Below are 14,841 nucleotides of genomic sequence, written 5' to 3'. Positions count from 1 at the left end.
CGCCGATCCACCCCCAGGGGTCGGCGTCCTCTACTTTTTCCGGGTCTTCGCGACGTGCGCGTCGATGAGCGCCACGTGCTCGAGGTCCCGCGGCCGTCCCAGCATCACCTTGGTGGCCCTGATGACCTCGAGTCGCACGAACCTCACGCCGTGCAGGACATCCGCCTCGTCGATCAACGCGTCGGTGTCCCAGCCGGGGAACCAGCTGTCCAGGAACTGGAGGTCCCCCACCGTGACCTCGGCGCCGGCGGCCAACGGCGTCGGCTTGGGTTCGCCCAGCAGCAGAACACGGTCCCAAGCGGGCCCGCGCGTGAGCACGTCGAGATCTCTGGGGTCGTCGATCAAGCCGTGGGCGTACAACACCGCGCTACCGGTGACCGCGAAGTCCTCGGCCGGCAACTCGACGGCGAGCAACGCGCGGAAGTACGGGTGCTCCCAGAACTTGTTCATCACAACCCTCAGAGCGGCGACAGACCGACCCCGATCCGCACGATGATCGCAACGATCGTCGCCAGCACCACGCTGGTCAAGGTGCCGACCAGGTAGTACTCGGTGAAATCCCGGCTGCGATCAGTGCTGATCCGGAACAACGCCTTGATCGTAAATGCAAGTGCCGCCGCCTCCGCCTGGCCGCCGGCGATCAACACGAACACCAGCGCCCGTTCCAGCCAGCCGATGTGCGCGCTCGTGGGAGCAAGCGCGGCAACATCAATCCCGTGTTCTCTGAGCTGGCGCACGAACGGCCGCAACACCAGCCGAATCACGTCGTCGCCGACGAAGACCGCCACGATCATCCCGGACAACACCACGGACCAGCTGTGATCTTCCAACGCCGCGGTGACGAGCTGGAAGGCTCTCGCGCCCCTGCTGCCGACGAGCGCCACGAGCAGCGTTCCCACCAAGGCCACCAGCACGGTCACCGGCCACCACTGCTGGCGGAACCAACCCCAGACCTCGCGTGACGTCCTGCGCGGGCGGACGGCCACCGGGTTCTCCCCGACCCGGCGGCCCAGCACGCCGAGGACCGCGGTCGACACCCCGGAACAAAGCCAGGACGCGACCGCGGCAGTCCCGTCCAGCACGGGAAAGACCACATAGGCCGCGTACACCAGGCTGGCCGCGATGCACACCCAGAGGCGCTGCCCCCGCCTGGCGATGCTGACCGGCACCGTGACCGCGACGAGCAGTCCGAGACTCAACCGGGCGATCTCGAGGTTGTCCTGCATACCCGCAAGACGCACGACAGATCGCGGCTGTGCAACCGATCCCTCAGGTTCGCTCGGTCAGCCTAGGCGCGGAAGAGGTAGTTCCTGATCTCACCGCCGATGTTGTGCGTCGGCACCCACTCGCCGCCGTGCCACGTGCTCATCCGATAGCCGCGCTCAACGAGGAAGTCCGCGACGTCCTTCGCGTGGTAACCGAACCGCTCGACGTGCCGTTCCTCGATCTCCAGCAGGAACGCGGGCTTGAGCCGTTCGATGGTCTCCACGGCCCCTTCGAGGACCTTGAGCTCGGCCCCCTCCACGTCGGCCTTGACGAAGTCGAGCTTGGTGATCCCCTGCTCCTCGACGAAGTGGTCGAGCGTGTCCGTCTTGACCAGGACGTCCAGGTGCTGGTCGAACTCCTCGTTGGACCCCAGCCCGTTCGCCCCCACCGTGAGGAACGACCGCCCGGTGACAGGACTCCCGTGCCGCACGGGAACGCTCATGACCTCGCGCCCCTGCTTCTCAGCGCCAAGGGCGACCGAGTGCCTCTTGATGTTGTCCCCTTCACGCGGCCTGAGCACGTACGAGAGGGCGGGGTGCGCGAACACGAGCGGCTCGACGCTGTGCACAGTCCCTTGTGGACCGACCAGTCTCGACAAAGTGACCGTGTAAAGCCCCAGTGCGGCTCCGACGTCGATGCAGACGTCTCCAGGCTTGACGACCTTGCGGAGCCCGATCAGCTCCGCCTCGGCATAGGGCGTGAGCCGGGCAAGCGCCTGCAACCCGGCAACAACAGCAGCACTGCGAAGTTGGGTCAACACCTCTGTCAGCCTAGACGTGTCCGTTCCGGTGCTGCTCGCCCGCAGGCAACCCGATCTGATCAGCGAACTCGGCAGCCACCCGCTCCCCGCCGTACACGCTCAACGCCTTGACCAGATGCAACCTCAGATCCCGCCGATGCGCGTCCTCGAGCTCAGGCATGGCCCGCTCGACACTGCTCACCAACGACTCGGCCCAATGCCCGGCCGGCTCCCGCTGCGCGATCCTCACGAGCTCGGCGAGGTGATCGGCCAACTTGACCGCCTCCTCGACCTGATACCCGTTGCGCTGCAACCACCAGATCGTCGCCGTGCCGACGTCCGTCAACACCTCGTCCCGCAGGTACCGAATCTCAGCGCGCTCAACGTCCCGCTCCGCCAACTTGAACGTCGAGTTCCGCAACAACTCGATGTGCTTCTTGGCCATCTCCAGGTCGTCATCCCCGACCGAGACCTTCACCTGCTCCGCCCGAGCCCACACGTGCGTCCCAGGCACCTGCCGCTCAGTGGCGAGCTCATCCCCCAACTGCACCTGCAGGGCAGCGTGATGAATCAACATCGCCTTACCGCTGATCTCCTTGGCCCGCTGCAGAACGTGATGAATGGCAGCACTCCGCGGCGAGTTGTGCCGAAGACCCGTCGCCAGATCAAGCCGCCACACGACCGTGAACTTCAGCTGGAAGTCCAGCCCGTACACCGCACTGGCCAACGGCGTCTCGAACTCCTGCTGATGACTGCTCGCCGGCGGCACGAAGGTGATGTCGTCAGCTCTTCTGGGCACCGTCCGGCGCCACCAAGCCTTGAGGGCACCAAGCGGGCCAGGACGGAAGTCGGGCCAGGGTCTGCTCACACGCCCTCCCTACCTGACGTTTGTGCCCGGTAGAAGGTGGCCTGCCTCACTTCCCTCCAACGGCCGCAGCCCGCTTCAAGGGTTCCTCACGGTGCGTGAGCAGGGCGCTCGTGCGCGGTAGCCGGGGGCGCTGGTCAACTCGGTGGCACCACCCCGCTAGACTGCTGTCGCCAGCCCTAGTAGCTCAGGGGATAGAGCATCGGTTTCCTAAACCGTGTGTCGCAGGTTCGAATCCTGCCTGGGGCACCACCTTTCGCCGGGTGAAATCAGGGCCTGACATGCTGAAACGCTGTCAGGCCTTGATCTTTTTGGTCAGTCGCCGTCAGCGGGAATCTGCCCCTGTTTGCCGCCGTCTGCGAAACCATCGCGAAACCGATCGAAGCCTCAACAGCTACAGGCACTCCCGCACGGGAGCTTGCCCCCTGCAGCCTGGCTAGCTCAGCTGACTGCGCCTCCATGCCAGCTCCCGCGTTACACGCGCGTCCTCTGACACCAGGCTGCGTATAGCTACCCCATGAACACGGAGCACGCGCATGATCACCGAGCGTGTCCCTACCTCCGGTTCGCGCAGCCCAACCGGCAGGCCCTGTGCGTCTTACCCGTCAGCGAGCACTGCAACCGAACCCTGGAGTACACCAGGAAATACTCCTATACGCGTTAACTATACCTTGACAGATCCCCAGAAAGATCTTGACTGAATCTCCTTCAGCAAGACCGCCCATTTGAGGTCGCCAATTCACTTGCCCACAGCGAGGCCAAGTAGATATCCTAGCGCGATGAACAATACCGTCGCACACCCTATAATCAATGTTCTGAGTCCAATTTTCGGAGAAGAATTTCTTCGATACATACTGGCCGCAGAAGATTTCACAGAAATAGGAAACTTGAACGACGGGCAGATGCAAGTCGCCCAGACTCTCCTAGGACTGGTCAATAGTGCCCAAACGGTAAACGACTCCAGTTTGACTCAGTTCAATAGATTCTCTGGATTCTCTTCAATAATGCCCGAAACAGGAAACTCGATCGTTAACTATTTCCGAATCCAAGCCGGAGGAGAAGTTGCCGAGATATCCAAGTGCGATGACCCCTTGCTGGCAAGCCTACTTAAGATCACCAGCGATGTCTGGCCGATATATCTCCTGCCCACTCCAGCGGAAGGCCCTAGAACGTTCTGGGCAGCATCACCAATTGGGATATACCAGCACCCACTACTGAATGAAGCAGCGAGCGCACTGATATCAGACGATGCGCTCTCGAAGGTGTTCCCAGTCAAGCCCAAAAGCACTACAGAAACTAACAATTTGGACGACACGATTGAATACCACAGCATACTTCATAGCGCAACCACTGGTCGCGGTGGCGGGATACAGCTCGTTGGGCTGATTAGTTCGCTTGTAAGCGACGCTATTTTTAGGTCACTCATTGGTCGAGATCGCCTTACATGGGAAGCAATCGAGCAGGGTCTTGAGAGCACTCTCGACGAAGCGCGCAAGCTAGCTAACGGGAAAGCAGTATTGGCGCCGACTCTGTCTGGACTTACCGGGATTCAACTCGATCCAGACGTGATAGTTAAGACGTCGAGCGGGACACTCCGCAGTCCAACGAAACCAGAAATAGACCTACTCCTTCCGAAGGCCGAACAAATCACCGCAGTGTTTGAAACCTCCTACAGGATGAAGCTATACATACATCCAGAAATTTCTCTTGAAAATATCCTTCTCCAGAAGACTGGAGAACGTTTGCAACCTCAAATGGACGAAGCGCGACTATCATTTCAGCGTTCGCTAGACATGCTACGACTAGCTTTGCTGCTTGAATCAAATAACAACGACCTGCACGTGGCAAGGGAAGTTTCGCGCTTCACACTAGATCCCTTTCAGCACGGCGGCGCGGTGCACTACGGATTCGATCAGTACAGCCTCCCATCACACGCGCTCACAAAGACAACAGCCACTGCTGTTCAAGAGTGGCACGAGCTTATCCGGTCGAAGCACTACCCGACGCTAGATGTCGGCGTCAGAAGGCTTCTATCGGCAGTCACCTCACGACTTGACCCGCTTGATTCATTCGTTGACGCCGTCATTTGCTGGGAGAATATGTTTGGCGCTAAAACTGAAACAACTTTTCGCGTGACCGCATCTGTCGCCAAACTGATCGGCCCCGATAATCCTGCAGGCAGGTACGATTTTCAGAGCGAACTCAAAGAACTATATTCAAAAAGAAGCGCTTTGGTACACGGAGGCAAGGAACCACCAGCAAACAAGATATGGGGCTACCGAGAGAGGGCCATTGAGATAGCGGCCGATTGCTTCCGAGCCCTGTACCGCGATCGCCCAGAACTCCTTGAGCTTGAGTCCGAGAAACGAAGCGCAATTCTACTCCTGGAGTAGACGCCACACTGAAGCCGCTCAGCGTGAACATGCAAGACCCGCAGGAGCAGCGATCGGAATTCTTCAGCAGACTCCAATGAGCACCGCAACAGAGGACTACAAGGACCAGGCACAGGCAGCGCAACGCACCCAGGCTTGCTCTTTAGGCAGATAGACCGTATTGCTACAAAGCACCAAAAAGCGCCTCGATTCGCTTATTGAGCGTTTCACGCTGCCCATCAATACACTTGGCATAGATCTTCAGCAGCACCTCTACAGAGTGACCTGCACGCTCCGCAACCTCAGTCGCCGGGATACCGCCGTTGAGTTGTAGTGATACGGCCGCGTGCCGAAGGTCATACGGTCGCCCAGCAAGTGGCGAGGTCACCTGGGCAGGACTGAAAGCGTATTCACGTGCGTCCCGCCACACTCTGTAGTAGGTCGAGGAAGACACGACGCCGTCGTTCGGCGACCAGAACAACCGCCCATCTGTTGCAATGCCGAATCGGTTGACGTGATTTCGAATTCGTGAAACAAGCACGGGCGGAATCGGTACCGGCCGGACGTCCTTCACGCCCCGGTGCTTTAGTCCGCGTTGGTCGTGTACCTCCCCCGAATCCGTCCACCGCTTCCCCGCAGACGGCCTGGACTCGCCAAGCATCAGCAGCCCCCAGCCCTCATCGGGAAGAGTGCAGTCATCCAGCTTGAGCCCGAGCCCTTCAGCCGGCCGCGCCGCCGCGTAGTAGCAAGTGGCAAAGAACGCTTCGAGGTGCGCGCCCCGATCTGCGTTCCGCCGCCCGATGTACGACACGGCAGTAAGCAGTTCCTCGATCTGCCGAGGATTGGCCACCACGCGCGGGTCCACCTGCTCCACGAGCTTCGTGACCTTGCGCTTGATCCGGTTCAACGGGTTGTCCGGGATCAACTCCCGCTCGACCGCCAACGCCAGCAGGTTGAACAGCACCGCCCGCTTCCGCGAATACACGGTTGCAGCCGCGGACTTGCCATCGAGCTTCATGGCCAGCGCGTCCAGGACCTCCCGAACCGCCACCGCGTCGGTCATGTCGTACAACGGCCGGGAGTACCGAACCAGCCAGTCCACGACCTCCTGCTGTTCACGGTCGAACTGATCGTCACGAGTCGTCGGCGGCAACAAGTGACGCGTCAGCACTCCACGCAGCTCCGTCAGCTCAGGCCTGCCAGGCCCGTTCTTCACGAACGCAGCACACGCAGTCGCCAGCGCATCCACCGTGCTACTCCGCGTCTTCGCAGCCGAGTCAGGCCACTTCATGTCCATGTAGGACTGTGAGAACTCCAAGAACGAGAAGGAGTTTTTCCGCTTCAACTCTGACAGCGGAAGCCCAGTCTCCACATCGAACTCTTCGCCGAACCGCGCCGCCCTCATCAGATCGGAGCGCCGGTTGATCGCCTGCGCCTTGTTCGCGAACCACTCCGAGTGACTCTTCTTCTCCGTCACCCACCGGACGCCCCACGGCTTCGGCCGTTTCTTGCCCTTGGCCGTCTTCTTCTTCGTCCAGTCGGCGATCTCCCAGAAGGTGACCTTCAGCGTCGTCTCGCTCATGCGGCCCGCCCGTAGAGCTCGTCCATCCAGTCCAGGAAGTCCGAGCGCCTGCAACGCAGTTCCCCGTTCGGAAGCGGGAAGCAACGAGGCCCCTTCCCCGTCTGCCGCCACTTGTAGAACGTGTCCCTGGAGACGTCCCCGCCGAGCGCTTCCAGCATCTCCGGAACAGACATCAGTTCAGCTATCTCTCGCGCCTTGCCGTTCATGGTTCCCCCCGTTTACGCAGCTTGATGAGTTGCCGAACTTTTTGGCGGTCCGGCTGATGCGAGCAGCGCGGCCGTGTATTCGGCCTTCCATCTGCGGCGCTCTGCGACTGCGCTCAACAGCAGGTGCGCCCGTGGCGGCACGTTCGGGTCGCCGGGCTCGACGTTGTTCCAGACAACCCGTTGGGGCTGGTCCTCGGGCTTGATCCCGACGTCCGCGAGCAGTTGCCGAACGAATGTCTTCCGGTCGTGCTTGTGGTCGGCGAGTGACTTCCCGGACCACTTGCGTGACACGAGGACGCGACGACCGGCGACGCCGAGCGTGGTTCGCTTGTGCGCCTTGCCTTTGCACTTCCCTGGCACCGTGGAGAGCCGAGCCCCGCGAGGCTGGACGCCGTACAGCAGCCACACCGCGCACTGCGGCGAACAGGGCGTCACGGCCAGCTCAGCGCACAGCCGTTCGGCGTGGTCTTCCTGCCGTGCTGTCTGGGCCTCGTAGCACTCGTTGATGCTCTTGGTGAGGTACTTGGTCAGGTAGCCGATGTGGCGGCCGGCCTCTTCGGTGCCGCCGAGGATGCCCTTGGAATGCACCTGCACCCCGAACCGCGCGACGTGGGCCGGACGCTCGACCTCATCGAGTGCTTCCTCCCAGGTAGGCAAAGCCCTTCGCGTCTGCGGGTCAACGAAGCCCTTGGCCCGGACGTCCCATGTCGGCAGGTTGTCGCCGCTGTACTTGATCTCGTCGTGCTCAGGCCACCAGACCTGGTGATAAGTGGCCTCAGCGACCGCCCGCAGCTCCGCCCGCGAGATCGATCCCCGAACCGCCGCGTGCCAGTGCGGAGCCAACCGTCTCTGTGGCTCGACCGTCGAGAAGTACTGGACCTCCCAGCCCACACAGCGCCGGAGGTTCTGGACGAACCGATCGAGCAGCGCGGCGAAGTGCACCGCGTCCCGTGCCGCACGGCGATAGTCGTACGTCGTCGCATCAACCGGAGTGCCGTCACTGCGGACCTTGCCGTAGGTGTCGAGCGTCAACGTGAGGAACGTCGAGGGCTGGTACTTGCCTCCGAAAACCTTGCCAACCGTGTGCTTGCTAACCGGCCGCCGAGGCAGGTTGGGCGCATCCTGTCGCCGCCTGGTGGACCGCTTTCGCGCGCCCCTGAGCGGGACTTCCAGAGAGGGAAGTGAACCGCGGACTCCGAGTTGCCGAAGTTCGGTGTCGACCGCCGCGACCTCTTCCCGCACCTCCTCTGCTCCGACTTCGTCGCCCTCAACGAGGGCCAGACGGAAGGCCTTGACCAGGTCTGCCCGGTACTCAGTCAGGTCCCGCTGTTCGTCGCTCGGGATGTCTGGAGTGAAGTCCGGTTCCTCGGTCAGGTGCCATCCCTCACGGCACTGCGCCATCCGCAGACGGCGGTTCTTCTCCGCGCAGGTCGGGCAGACGCTCGCAACCGTCGAGCCACAGGGCACGGGCACGATGTCGACGCGTCCGGTGTCGAGGTCGATCCGCTCCTTGGCCAACGGCCGGATGCAGACGCCGTGTTCCTCAGCGACGGCCCGGACGACGTCGAGCGCGGCCGGCTGTTTCATCCGCTCCGAGCGGGTCAGGTACTCGGTCATGCCGCCTCACGCCCCTCAGACAGCTCGGGGAACTCGTGAACGGTGGCCGGAGCGAGGTAGACGCCCAGCTCGACCAGGTCCGCGTCTGTGACGTTGAAAGCCCGAGCCCGCTCCGGTTCGCGCTGCCCGTCCTCCTTGCCCCAAGCGACGCCGGGCGTGTTCTCGCTGATCTCGTGAGCAGCCGCACCGCGTTGCCGGACGCCGTCGCCCAGGACCATGTCCACCTGCACCGGCTCATCGAGGCGCAGCGCCACGCGAGTGGTGAACAGGTGCCGGAAGCCGACGATCTCCTTGCGCGGGTCCTGGACCAGGCCGACGACGGCGTAGCCGGGAGCACGTCCCTGAGAGGTGATCGTCTGGATAGCCCGCGTCGCACGCTCACGCAGGTTCCGGTCCGACTGGTAGGCGATCAGGTCCGCCAGCTCATCCACGATCAGGACCGTGAACGGCTCACCAGTGCTGCGCGCCCAGAGCCGCCGGATGCCCCGGTAGCGAGTGGCACGCTCCTTGACCTCAGCGGCGATTTCTTCAAGCAGGGCAACAGCTTCAGGACCGTTGTCGTAGACGACCTTCTCGAACGCGTCCGGACACTGGCCCAGCTCCATGCCACCCTTGGGGTCGATCCCGACGAGCCGGACCATGCCGGCTTTGATGGCCGGGGCGAGCTGCCAGACGATCGACCACAGCACCGAGCCCTTGCCTGCCCCAGGCACGCCGACCACGAGGACCTGTGAGCCGAGCAGCCTCAGCCGCCAGGGCTTGCCGGTCTCCGTACGGCCGACGACCACCCGCTTGAGATCAACCTCTCCGGGGTCGGCGAGCTGCGGCACCGCGACCGGGCGTGCCAGCGGGTCAGCGTGGATGAAGTCGAGCTCAAGTACGCGCGGCTTGAGCACCCGCACCCGGCAGGACCGGGCGTTGAAGGAGTGCGCGAGGTTGTCCCGCCGCAGTTCCCACTGCTCCGGCGACTGTGCTGGGATCATCCGCACCCGGACCTTGTCCCGCCAGCCCTCCGAACGGATGCGGCGCAGCTTCGGGAGGTACTCCTTCCCGCGGACTTCCTTGGTCAGCTCACCCAGACGCATCACAGTGCGCCATTGCGGCACGTACACCGTGAGTCGCCGCCACTCGGTCAGCACGCGGTACCAGCCGTGCCGCAGGAACGAGTCTCGATCGAGGCCGTACCAGACAGTTAGGGCGCACAGGAGCGACAGCAACGCGATCACCAGCGGCGAGAGTCCGAACTGGTGATAGGCGACGTAGCCACCGAGGCCGGCCGTGGCTGCGACCGGGTATCGAACCGCCAGAACGGCCAGCAGCACGACCAGGCGGACGGCGAGCCAGAGCAGTGCGAACGGCGCGAGTACAAGCTTGACCCAGCCGGGAAGCCATACCCACCAAGGGACCTGCGGACGTGCGCCCTCGAACGGTGCGGGATCGACCCAGCGGTTGCCCTTCATCGCGCACCGCCAGCGCAGTTGAGGCACTGGAAGACGCTGCCCACGCTCGGGATGCGCCCAACAGGCTGGAACGCTCCCGAAGTGGCGGTGTGCTGCGCCCGACAGGTCAGGCATTCGAAGCCCCTAGCCTGCGCAGCCGTGAGTTCCATCGTCTCCAGCGAGCCGCCATCGAGCATCACGGCGTAGCTGGAAACGGTCTGCCTGGCGGAGATCATCCGATCCCCGTCTAGCGCACGAATGCGCTCAGGCTCTACGCTCATCGTTGTTCACTCCTGAGTTGGGTGGACAACGCAGGAGCGGCGAGGTTGGTAGCCGGGCTCCGCTCCTGCGTCTCACGTTCTCTTTGCGCCGCAACAAGACGTGCGGCATCGCCACGTGACCCAGCAGAGTCACGCGCTCTGTCCAATAAGGACTTGTGCTACTTCTTCGCCGTCTTGGTGACCTTGATCGCCTCCCCCTTCTCGCGCTCACGATTCGCCCAATACATGGCCTCGTGGTGGTGGCTGCGGTCGCTCTCAGCGACCCGCGCGTAGACAGCGGCGGAGCGGAGGTAGTAGTCCCGCAGAACGGCGGGCGCAGCCTTGGGATTGGGCAGGAGCTTGCTCAACACGTCGTGTGCTTCGCTCAGCGTCCGGGCCTGTTCCGCGAGGCCCCAGTGCATGGCCTCAACTGCGGACATCGGGAGCCTCCTCCGTGAGCGCGTGACGCCCCTCCTGTCGAGCGGCCGAGGCCTCAAGAGCGCGCCACCCCTGGTCAAGCACGTCACGCAGCTGCGGAACCACGTCCCGATCGACGACGAGCACGGCGGGGAAGGCGTTGCCGAAGCGGATCTCAATCCGGTCGGCGAACGGCATCGCGAGCGGCCGCATGGGAACGCCATCGGTCAGGTGAACGCGCACCAGGTCAGGCATCACGCCGCCTTAGCGGCTGGTTTGCTGACGGCCGGCTTCATGCCGGAGGCCCGCAGGCTGTAACCGAGCTTGGCGCGGCAGCGGTGACGCTCACCCGCATGCACCCCACGACACGCCTTGTCATCGATCCACGGCGTGACCGTCAGCCCCTCAAACACGACCGGCCGGACGTCCGTTCCGGGGATCGCCTCCGGCGGCACCGGCTGGTGAGGCGCGGAGATCTTCACCGTGACCACCGCGTCCGTCTTGCGCTCCGCGGCCTGGTCGATAACCAGTACGGACCACACGAGGAGCCCGCTCTCCTTATCCTTCTCCTGCTCCACCGGCAGGCCCTTCGCCCGCTCATCGGCGGACTGGAACTTGAGCACGGGCTCAACGCCCATCACGAGCGCGCCCCTGGGAAACACGAAGTCGTGACCCGCAGGGAGCCTGCTCCCACCTGTGATCGCCATCGTGGCTCTCCTGTCGTAGGTGTCGTCCAGACCGGTTGTCTGGAGTTCTCGACACTTACGACTTTCGGCTGAAAACCGGGACGGGAGCACCGCATGGCGGGACATCTAGAGACGTCCCTACTAACGTAAGACGTCCCTGGCGTCCCGAGGACGTCCGACAGGAGCGATCATGGCGAACGAGCGACTACGAGATGCGTTGCTACGCAACGGACTCACATACGAGCAGGTAGCCAAGGCCACGGGCGTCGACCAGAAGACCGTCGAACGCTGGATCACGAAGGGCCGCGCGCCGTACCCGCGCCACCGCAACACCATCGCGTCGATGGTCAAGGAGACCGAGACGTACCTGTGGCCGGACGCGGTCGCGCCGGAGCGGAAGGCGGAGATCACCGAGTCCGAGGTGGTCAAGCTCTACCCACACCGGAACTCGATCCCTCCAGACCTGTGGGACCACCTCATCACCAACGCCACCCGGCACGTAGAGGTGCTGGTGCACGCCGGCATCTTCTTGGTGGAGCGACCGACGTTCATGCGGGACCTGGCCAACAAGGCCGCGAACGGCGCGCGCATCCGACTGATCTTCGGCGACCCAGCCAGCCGCGAGGTCGCCAAGCGCAGCGACGAAGAGCAGCTCGGCAAGGGCACGCTCGGCTCCCGCATCCGCAACGCGCTGGCGTTCTACCGACCGCTGGTGGGCGTGGACGGCGTGGAGATGCGCTTCCACAAGACGACGCTCTACAACTCGATCTTCCGCTTCGATGACGAGATGGTCGTCAACACGCACGTCTACGGCTTCCAGGCCGCGCACGCTCCGGCCCTGCACCTGCGGCGGCTCGCTGCGGGCGATCTCTTCGAGACCTACTCTGAAAGCTTCGAGCACGTCTGGAACCTGTCCAAACCAGCAACGTTCTGAGGAAGCAACATGACCCGCGTGGACTACTTCCACGACCCAAACGCCCCCAAAGCCAATAGCCTGCGTCCCGCTGTCAGCGCCTTCGTGCAGGACGAAGATGGGCGCATTCTGATGATCCGGCGGACCGACAACGACAAGTACTCCATCCCCGGCGGACAACAAGACGTCGGCGAGACGTTGGCCCAGACGGCCGTTCGAGAGGTCAAGGAAGAGACTGGAATCGACGTCGATGTCGTCGAGCTCATCGGTCTCTATTCGAACCCAAACCACGTGATCGCGTACAACAACGGCGAGGTTCGCCAGGAGTTCTCAATCTGCTTCAGGGCCAAGCCAACCAGCCGCAAGACCAGCACAAGCATCGAGTCCAAAGAAGTGGCGTGGGTGGACCAGGAGCGACTCGACAACCTGGACATCCACCCGTCGATCCGGCTACGAATCAGCCACGCCCTCGCAGAGCGCGACGCCCCGTACTTCTCGTAGCGGTAACGCGAGAGCCAATACGAGCGACATAGGAGCAACTCGCACCCTTGGTTCGCGAACGGTAGGTGAATATGCGCTTCTCTGAGCTGACTAGCGTCGCACACACCAAGGAAACCGAGTGGTTCGATCCAGTCCTTGTAGAAGACACCCCTCTGTACGTCGATCCCTTCCTGGTGTTCGATGAGGTCGAAGATCCACTGTTCACGGATGCTCGAGACCTGGTAGTCACTTTCTTCACCATGTGCCGAGATCTACTTAAGCGATCCAATGGAACCAAAATTTCACCACACTGGATCAAAGCTGTTCGCCTACTTACCTTTCCTGAGCCGAAAGAGTTTGCCCTCGGACTGTCGATGGGGTCGCCAAATGGATCGGGAACTGATAGCTTTTTCGCCGAACAGATGGCCGACTCCCTGTATCGCGTGAGCCAACGAACAGAGCGAGAGATCGACTACGTCGAGCTATTCACACTATTCGTCCCAGGCCTGGGCACAGACCGAATCAGTGACATCTTCTGCAACATCCTGAAATCTCGATTCATCAAGTACACACAGAAGGTTTGCGAAGAACTAGCAATAGAGACGGAGCGAATTCGAGTTCGCAATGCATCCTGGAGTACCGAGTCCCTGCGATGGTCGGATGCACGCCTGCTTATGCCGGTAAGCCCAGTAACAAAAGGGGCCATCCTTCTTACTCCGGAAAGGTTTCTCCAAAGCATTCCACTTCGAGTTGATTCTCCAGGATTTTGGTCTTGGGCAGAGGTAAACCACAACGCCGTACTTCGGGAAGATCTAAACTATGACCTGGGCGCAGATCTCAGTCGATCACAGAAACGCGAGCGGGGCCATCAGCTTGCTCGCCAGATGCCAGACTGGGCATTTGATTATGTCGAAGCCATCGCCGAGGACGACAACCAACCCGCCTACGACGCAAAGCAGGACTCTGACCTACTTATTGGATGGTACGAAGCTGGTCGTGCCGCTGGACGTAAAGAGGTCGAAGAGTCAGCCGGAATCGATCAGCCCAGGTCACCTCAAGAACTACATGATTGGGTTGGAAAACTCGTCGATCGCTTTCAGCATGCTGTCGAAGAGTCCGATCTGTGGCGAGCACTTTGGGATGACGAACTCCTTAATCCACGAAAAGAAAAGATCGTACAGGCCATCGCCGGACAACTGTGGGTCGTCGTCTGCGAACAGGCCGGCGTGGACATGTCTCGCGAACCAAATATTGGCCGCGGTCCAGTTGATTTTAAGTTCTCTGCAGGCTGGAAGAAGCGGGTACTGCTCGAAGTAAAATTGATGAGCAGTAAGAAACTTCGACGCGGCGCCGAAGCACAACTGCCGCAGTACATGATCAGCGAGAAGATCGGCTTCGCCTACTACGTGTGCGTCGGCTACAAAGATGAAGAGCTGTCACAAGAACGGATGCAACTCGTTAAAGATACATGCAAAGCCTACGCGGAGCAGTCAGGATATACAGTGGCCGCACGATTCATCGATGCGCGCCCTAAAGAGTCTGCGTCCAACTTGTAGCAACCGCCTTACTGATCACCTGCTGCAAGTAGCCACCGCACCAGCCGCTGACCGACCCTTCTAAGCCAGGAATGCAGCCAGAAGAGAAATCTGCGAAAGACACGGGCCGTCCTCAGGATCTGCTGCACGTACCACGCAACGGCAGCTGGCAAGGCGAGCAGGGACAGCAGGCCGGAATGACGAGCAATCTCATCAATAAACATATGACTTCCCAACTTTATACAGACACGTTGAGCAACAATTTGAAACCGCTCTTCTAGCCGCATAGATTGCACGGGATTGACACGGATTCAAAAGGCCAGCTAGGCAAAACTCCGACACCTGGGGGAACATAGAACTGCAGGTTCGATTCAGGGATCAGCACCTTTGAGTGGTCTTCGATTGGCTCACCGTTAATCATTGTCCATTTGGTACCGCTAGGACCTGTAGCGAATACCGCGCAG

15 protein-coding genes and 1 tRNA gene are annotated in these 14,841 nt (G+C 61.8%); 5 read left to right on the top strand and 11 right to left on the bottom strand.

The window, feature by feature from the left end; translation table 11 throughout:
• Nucleotides 1-30 precede the first annotated feature (30 nt).
• The 4 genes from ACIQF0_RS28155 to ACIQF0_RS28140 form a co-directional block, all read right to left on the bottom strand.
• Nucleotides 31-450 carry a hypothetical protein gene (locus ACIQF0_RS28155; protein ID WP_401034072.1) on the bottom strand — a complete coding sequence of 140 codons (420 nt, stop codon included), beginning with the start codon at nt 448-450 and terminating at the stop codon, nt 31-33.
• A gap of 8 nt (nt 451-458) precedes the next feature.
• A complete protein-coding gene (locus ACIQF0_RS28150) occupies nt 459-1,226 on the bottom strand; it encodes a hypothetical protein (protein ID WP_401034069.1) in 768 nt (255 codons plus the stop codon).
• A gap of 62 nt (nt 1,227-1,288) precedes the next feature.
• A complete protein-coding gene (locus ACIQF0_RS28145; RefSeq protein ID WP_401034066.1) occupies nt 1,289-2,026 on the bottom strand; it encodes an FkbM family methyltransferase in 738 nt (245 codons plus the stop codon).
• Between the two features lie 10 nt (nt 2,027-2,036).
• Nucleotides 2,037-2,873 carry a hypothetical protein gene (locus ACIQF0_RS28140; protein WP_401034062.1) on the bottom strand — a complete coding sequence of 279 codons (837 nt, stop codon included), beginning with the start codon at nt 2,871-2,873 and terminating at the stop codon, nt 2,037-2,039.
• 173 nt (nt 2,874-3,046) lie between these two features.
• Between ACIQF0_RS28140 and ACIQF0_RS28135 the strand changes: the two genes are divergently transcribed.
• Both ACIQF0_RS28135 and ACIQF0_RS28130 read left to right on the top strand, forming a co-directional pair.
• Nucleotides 3,047-3,122: transfer RNA gene (locus ACIQF0_RS28135), tRNA-Arg, on the top strand.
• Between the two features lie 527 nt (nt 3,123-3,649).
• The gene (locus ACIQF0_RS28130; RefSeq protein ID WP_401034059.1) at nt 3,650-5,263 is read left to right on the top strand and encodes a hypothetical protein; all 1,614 of its coding nucleotides are present in this window, start codon (nt 3,650-3,652) and stop codon (nt 5,261-5,263) included.
• A 163-nt stretch (nt 5,264-5,426) separates the two neighbouring features.
• Here the strand turns inward: ACIQF0_RS28130 and ACIQF0_RS28125 are convergent, their stop codons facing one another.
• From ACIQF0_RS28125 to ACIQF0_RS28095, 7 genes are all read right to left on the bottom strand, one after another.
• Nucleotides 5,427-6,824, bottom strand: coding sequence for a tyrosine-type recombinase/integrase (locus ACIQF0_RS28125; RefSeq protein ID WP_401034056.1), 1,398 nt, complete (start codon nt 6,822-6,824; stop codon nt 5,427-5,429).
• The gene (locus tag ACIQF0_RS28120) at nt 6,821-6,997 is read right to left on the bottom strand and encodes a helix-turn-helix transcriptional regulator (protein ID WP_401034054.1); all 177 of its coding nucleotides are present in this window, start codon (nt 6,995-6,997) and stop codon (nt 6,821-6,823) included. The genes ACIQF0_RS28125 and ACIQF0_RS28120 overlap by 4 nt, the downstream gene beginning before the upstream one ends.
• A 45-nt stretch (nt 6,998-7,042) precedes the next feature.
• Entirely contained in the window at nt 7,043-8,647 is a 1,605-nt protein-coding gene (locus ACIQF0_RS28115; protein ID WP_401034052.1) for a replication initiator, read from the bottom strand.
• Complete coding sequence (locus ACIQF0_RS28110; RefSeq protein ID WP_401034050.1) at nt 8,644-10,134, bottom strand: FtsK/SpoIIIE domain-containing protein; 1,491 nt, start codon at nt 10,132-10,134, stop codon at nt 8,644-8,646. Before ACIQF0_RS28110 ends, ACIQF0_RS28115 begins: the two co-directional genes overlap by 4 nt.
• A gap of 391 nt (nt 10,135-10,525) precedes the next feature.
• Nucleotides 10,526-10,786: an AMED_5909 family protein gene (locus tag ACIQF0_RS28105; RefSeq protein ID WP_401034048.1), complete on the bottom strand. Its 261-nt coding sequence runs from the start codon at nt 10,784-10,786 to the stop codon at nt 10,526-10,528.
• Nucleotides 10,773-11,018 (bottom strand): hypothetical protein, encoded by a 246-nt coding sequence (locus tag ACIQF0_RS28100; RefSeq protein WP_401034046.1) that lies wholly within the window; start codon nt 11,016-11,018, stop codon nt 10,773-10,775. The genes ACIQF0_RS28105 and ACIQF0_RS28100 overlap by 14 nt, the downstream gene beginning before the upstream one ends.
• On the bottom strand, nt 11,018-11,470 hold the full coding sequence (locus ACIQF0_RS28095) for a hypothetical protein (protein ID WP_401034044.1): 453 nt from the start codon (nt 11,468-11,470) through the stop codon (nt 11,018-11,020). Before ACIQF0_RS28095 ends, ACIQF0_RS28100 begins: the two co-directional genes overlap by 1 nt.
• Nucleotides 11,471-11,639: 169 nt before the next feature.
• Here ACIQF0_RS28095 and ACIQF0_RS28090 point away from each other — a divergent pair, with 169 nt between their 5' ends.
• From ACIQF0_RS28090 to ACIQF0_RS28080, 3 genes are all read left to right on the top strand, one after another.
• Entirely contained in the window at nt 11,640-12,383 is a 744-nt protein-coding gene (locus tag ACIQF0_RS28090) for a DUF5919 domain-containing protein (protein ID WP_330271191.1), read from the top strand.
• A 9-nt stretch (nt 12,384-12,392) separates the two neighbouring features.
• A complete protein-coding gene (locus ACIQF0_RS28085; protein WP_401034041.1) occupies nt 12,393-12,863 on the top strand; it encodes an NUDIX hydrolase in 471 nt (156 codons plus the stop codon).
• A 71-nt stretch (nt 12,864-12,934) separates the two neighbouring features.
• Nucleotides 12,935-14,398 (top strand): hypothetical protein, encoded by a 1,464-nt coding sequence (locus tag ACIQF0_RS28080; RefSeq protein WP_401034038.1) that lies wholly within the window; start codon nt 12,935-12,937, stop codon nt 14,396-14,398.
• The last annotated feature ends 443 nt before the right edge of the window (nt 14,399-14,841 follow it).

The sequence above is a fragment of the Lentzea sp. NPDC092896 genome, assembly GCF_044754905.1.
Lineage (GTDB): Bacteria > Actinomycetota > Actinomycetes > Mycobacteriales > Pseudonocardiaceae > Lentzea.
Note: the sequence above shows the minus strand (reverse complement) of the source record. Positions and strands in the feature narration are given on the sequence as shown.

Excerpts from the sequence above, each read along its gene's own strand:
- ACIQF0_RS28100 (WP_401034046.1), bottom strand. The coding sequence starts at position 11,018 with ATGCCTGACCTGGTGCGCGTTCACCTGACCGATGGCGTTCCCATGCGG.
- ACIQF0_RS28085 (WP_401034041.1), top strand. The coding sequence starts at position 12,393 with ATGACCCGCGTGGACTACTTCCACGACCCAAACGCCCCCAAAGCCAAT.
- ACIQF0_RS28130 (WP_401034059.1), top strand. The coding sequence starts at position 3,650 with ATGAACAATACCGTCGCACACCCTATAATCAATGTTCTGAGTCCAATT.
- ACIQF0_RS28120 (WP_401034054.1), bottom strand. The coding sequence starts at position 6,997 with ATGTCTGTTCCGGAGATGCTGGAAGCGCTCGGCGGGGACGTCTCCAGG.
- ACIQF0_RS28115 (WP_401034052.1), bottom strand. The coding sequence starts at position 8,647 with ATGACCGAGTACCTGACCCGCTCGGAGCGGATGAAACAGCCGGCCGCG.
- ACIQF0_RS28125 (WP_401034056.1), bottom strand. The coding sequence starts at position 6,824 with ATGAGCGAGACGACGCTGAAGGTCACCTTCTGGGAGATCGCCGACTGG.
- ACIQF0_RS28080 (WP_401034038.1), top strand. The coding sequence starts at position 12,935 with ATGCGCTTCTCTGAGCTGACTAGCGTCGCACACACCAAGGAAACCGAG.
- ACIQF0_RS28155 (WP_401034072.1), bottom strand. The coding sequence starts at position 450 with ATGAACAAGTTCTGGGAGCACCCGTACTTCCGCGCGTTGCTCGCCGTC.
- ACIQF0_RS28105 (WP_401034048.1), bottom strand. The coding sequence starts at position 10,786 with ATGTCCGCAGTTGAGGCCATGCACTGGGGCCTCGCGGAACAGGCCCGG.
- ACIQF0_RS28150 (WP_401034069.1), bottom strand. The coding sequence starts at position 1,226 with ATGCAGGACAACCTCGAGATCGCCCGGTTGAGTCTCGGACTGCTCGTC.
- ACIQF0_RS28095 (WP_401034044.1), bottom strand. The coding sequence starts at position 11,470 with ATGGCGATCACAGGTGGGAGCAGGCTCCCTGCGGGTCACGACTTCGTG.
- ACIQF0_RS28090 (WP_330271191.1), top strand. The coding sequence starts at position 11,640 with ATGGCGAACGAGCGACTACGAGATGCGTTGCTACGCAACGGACTCACA.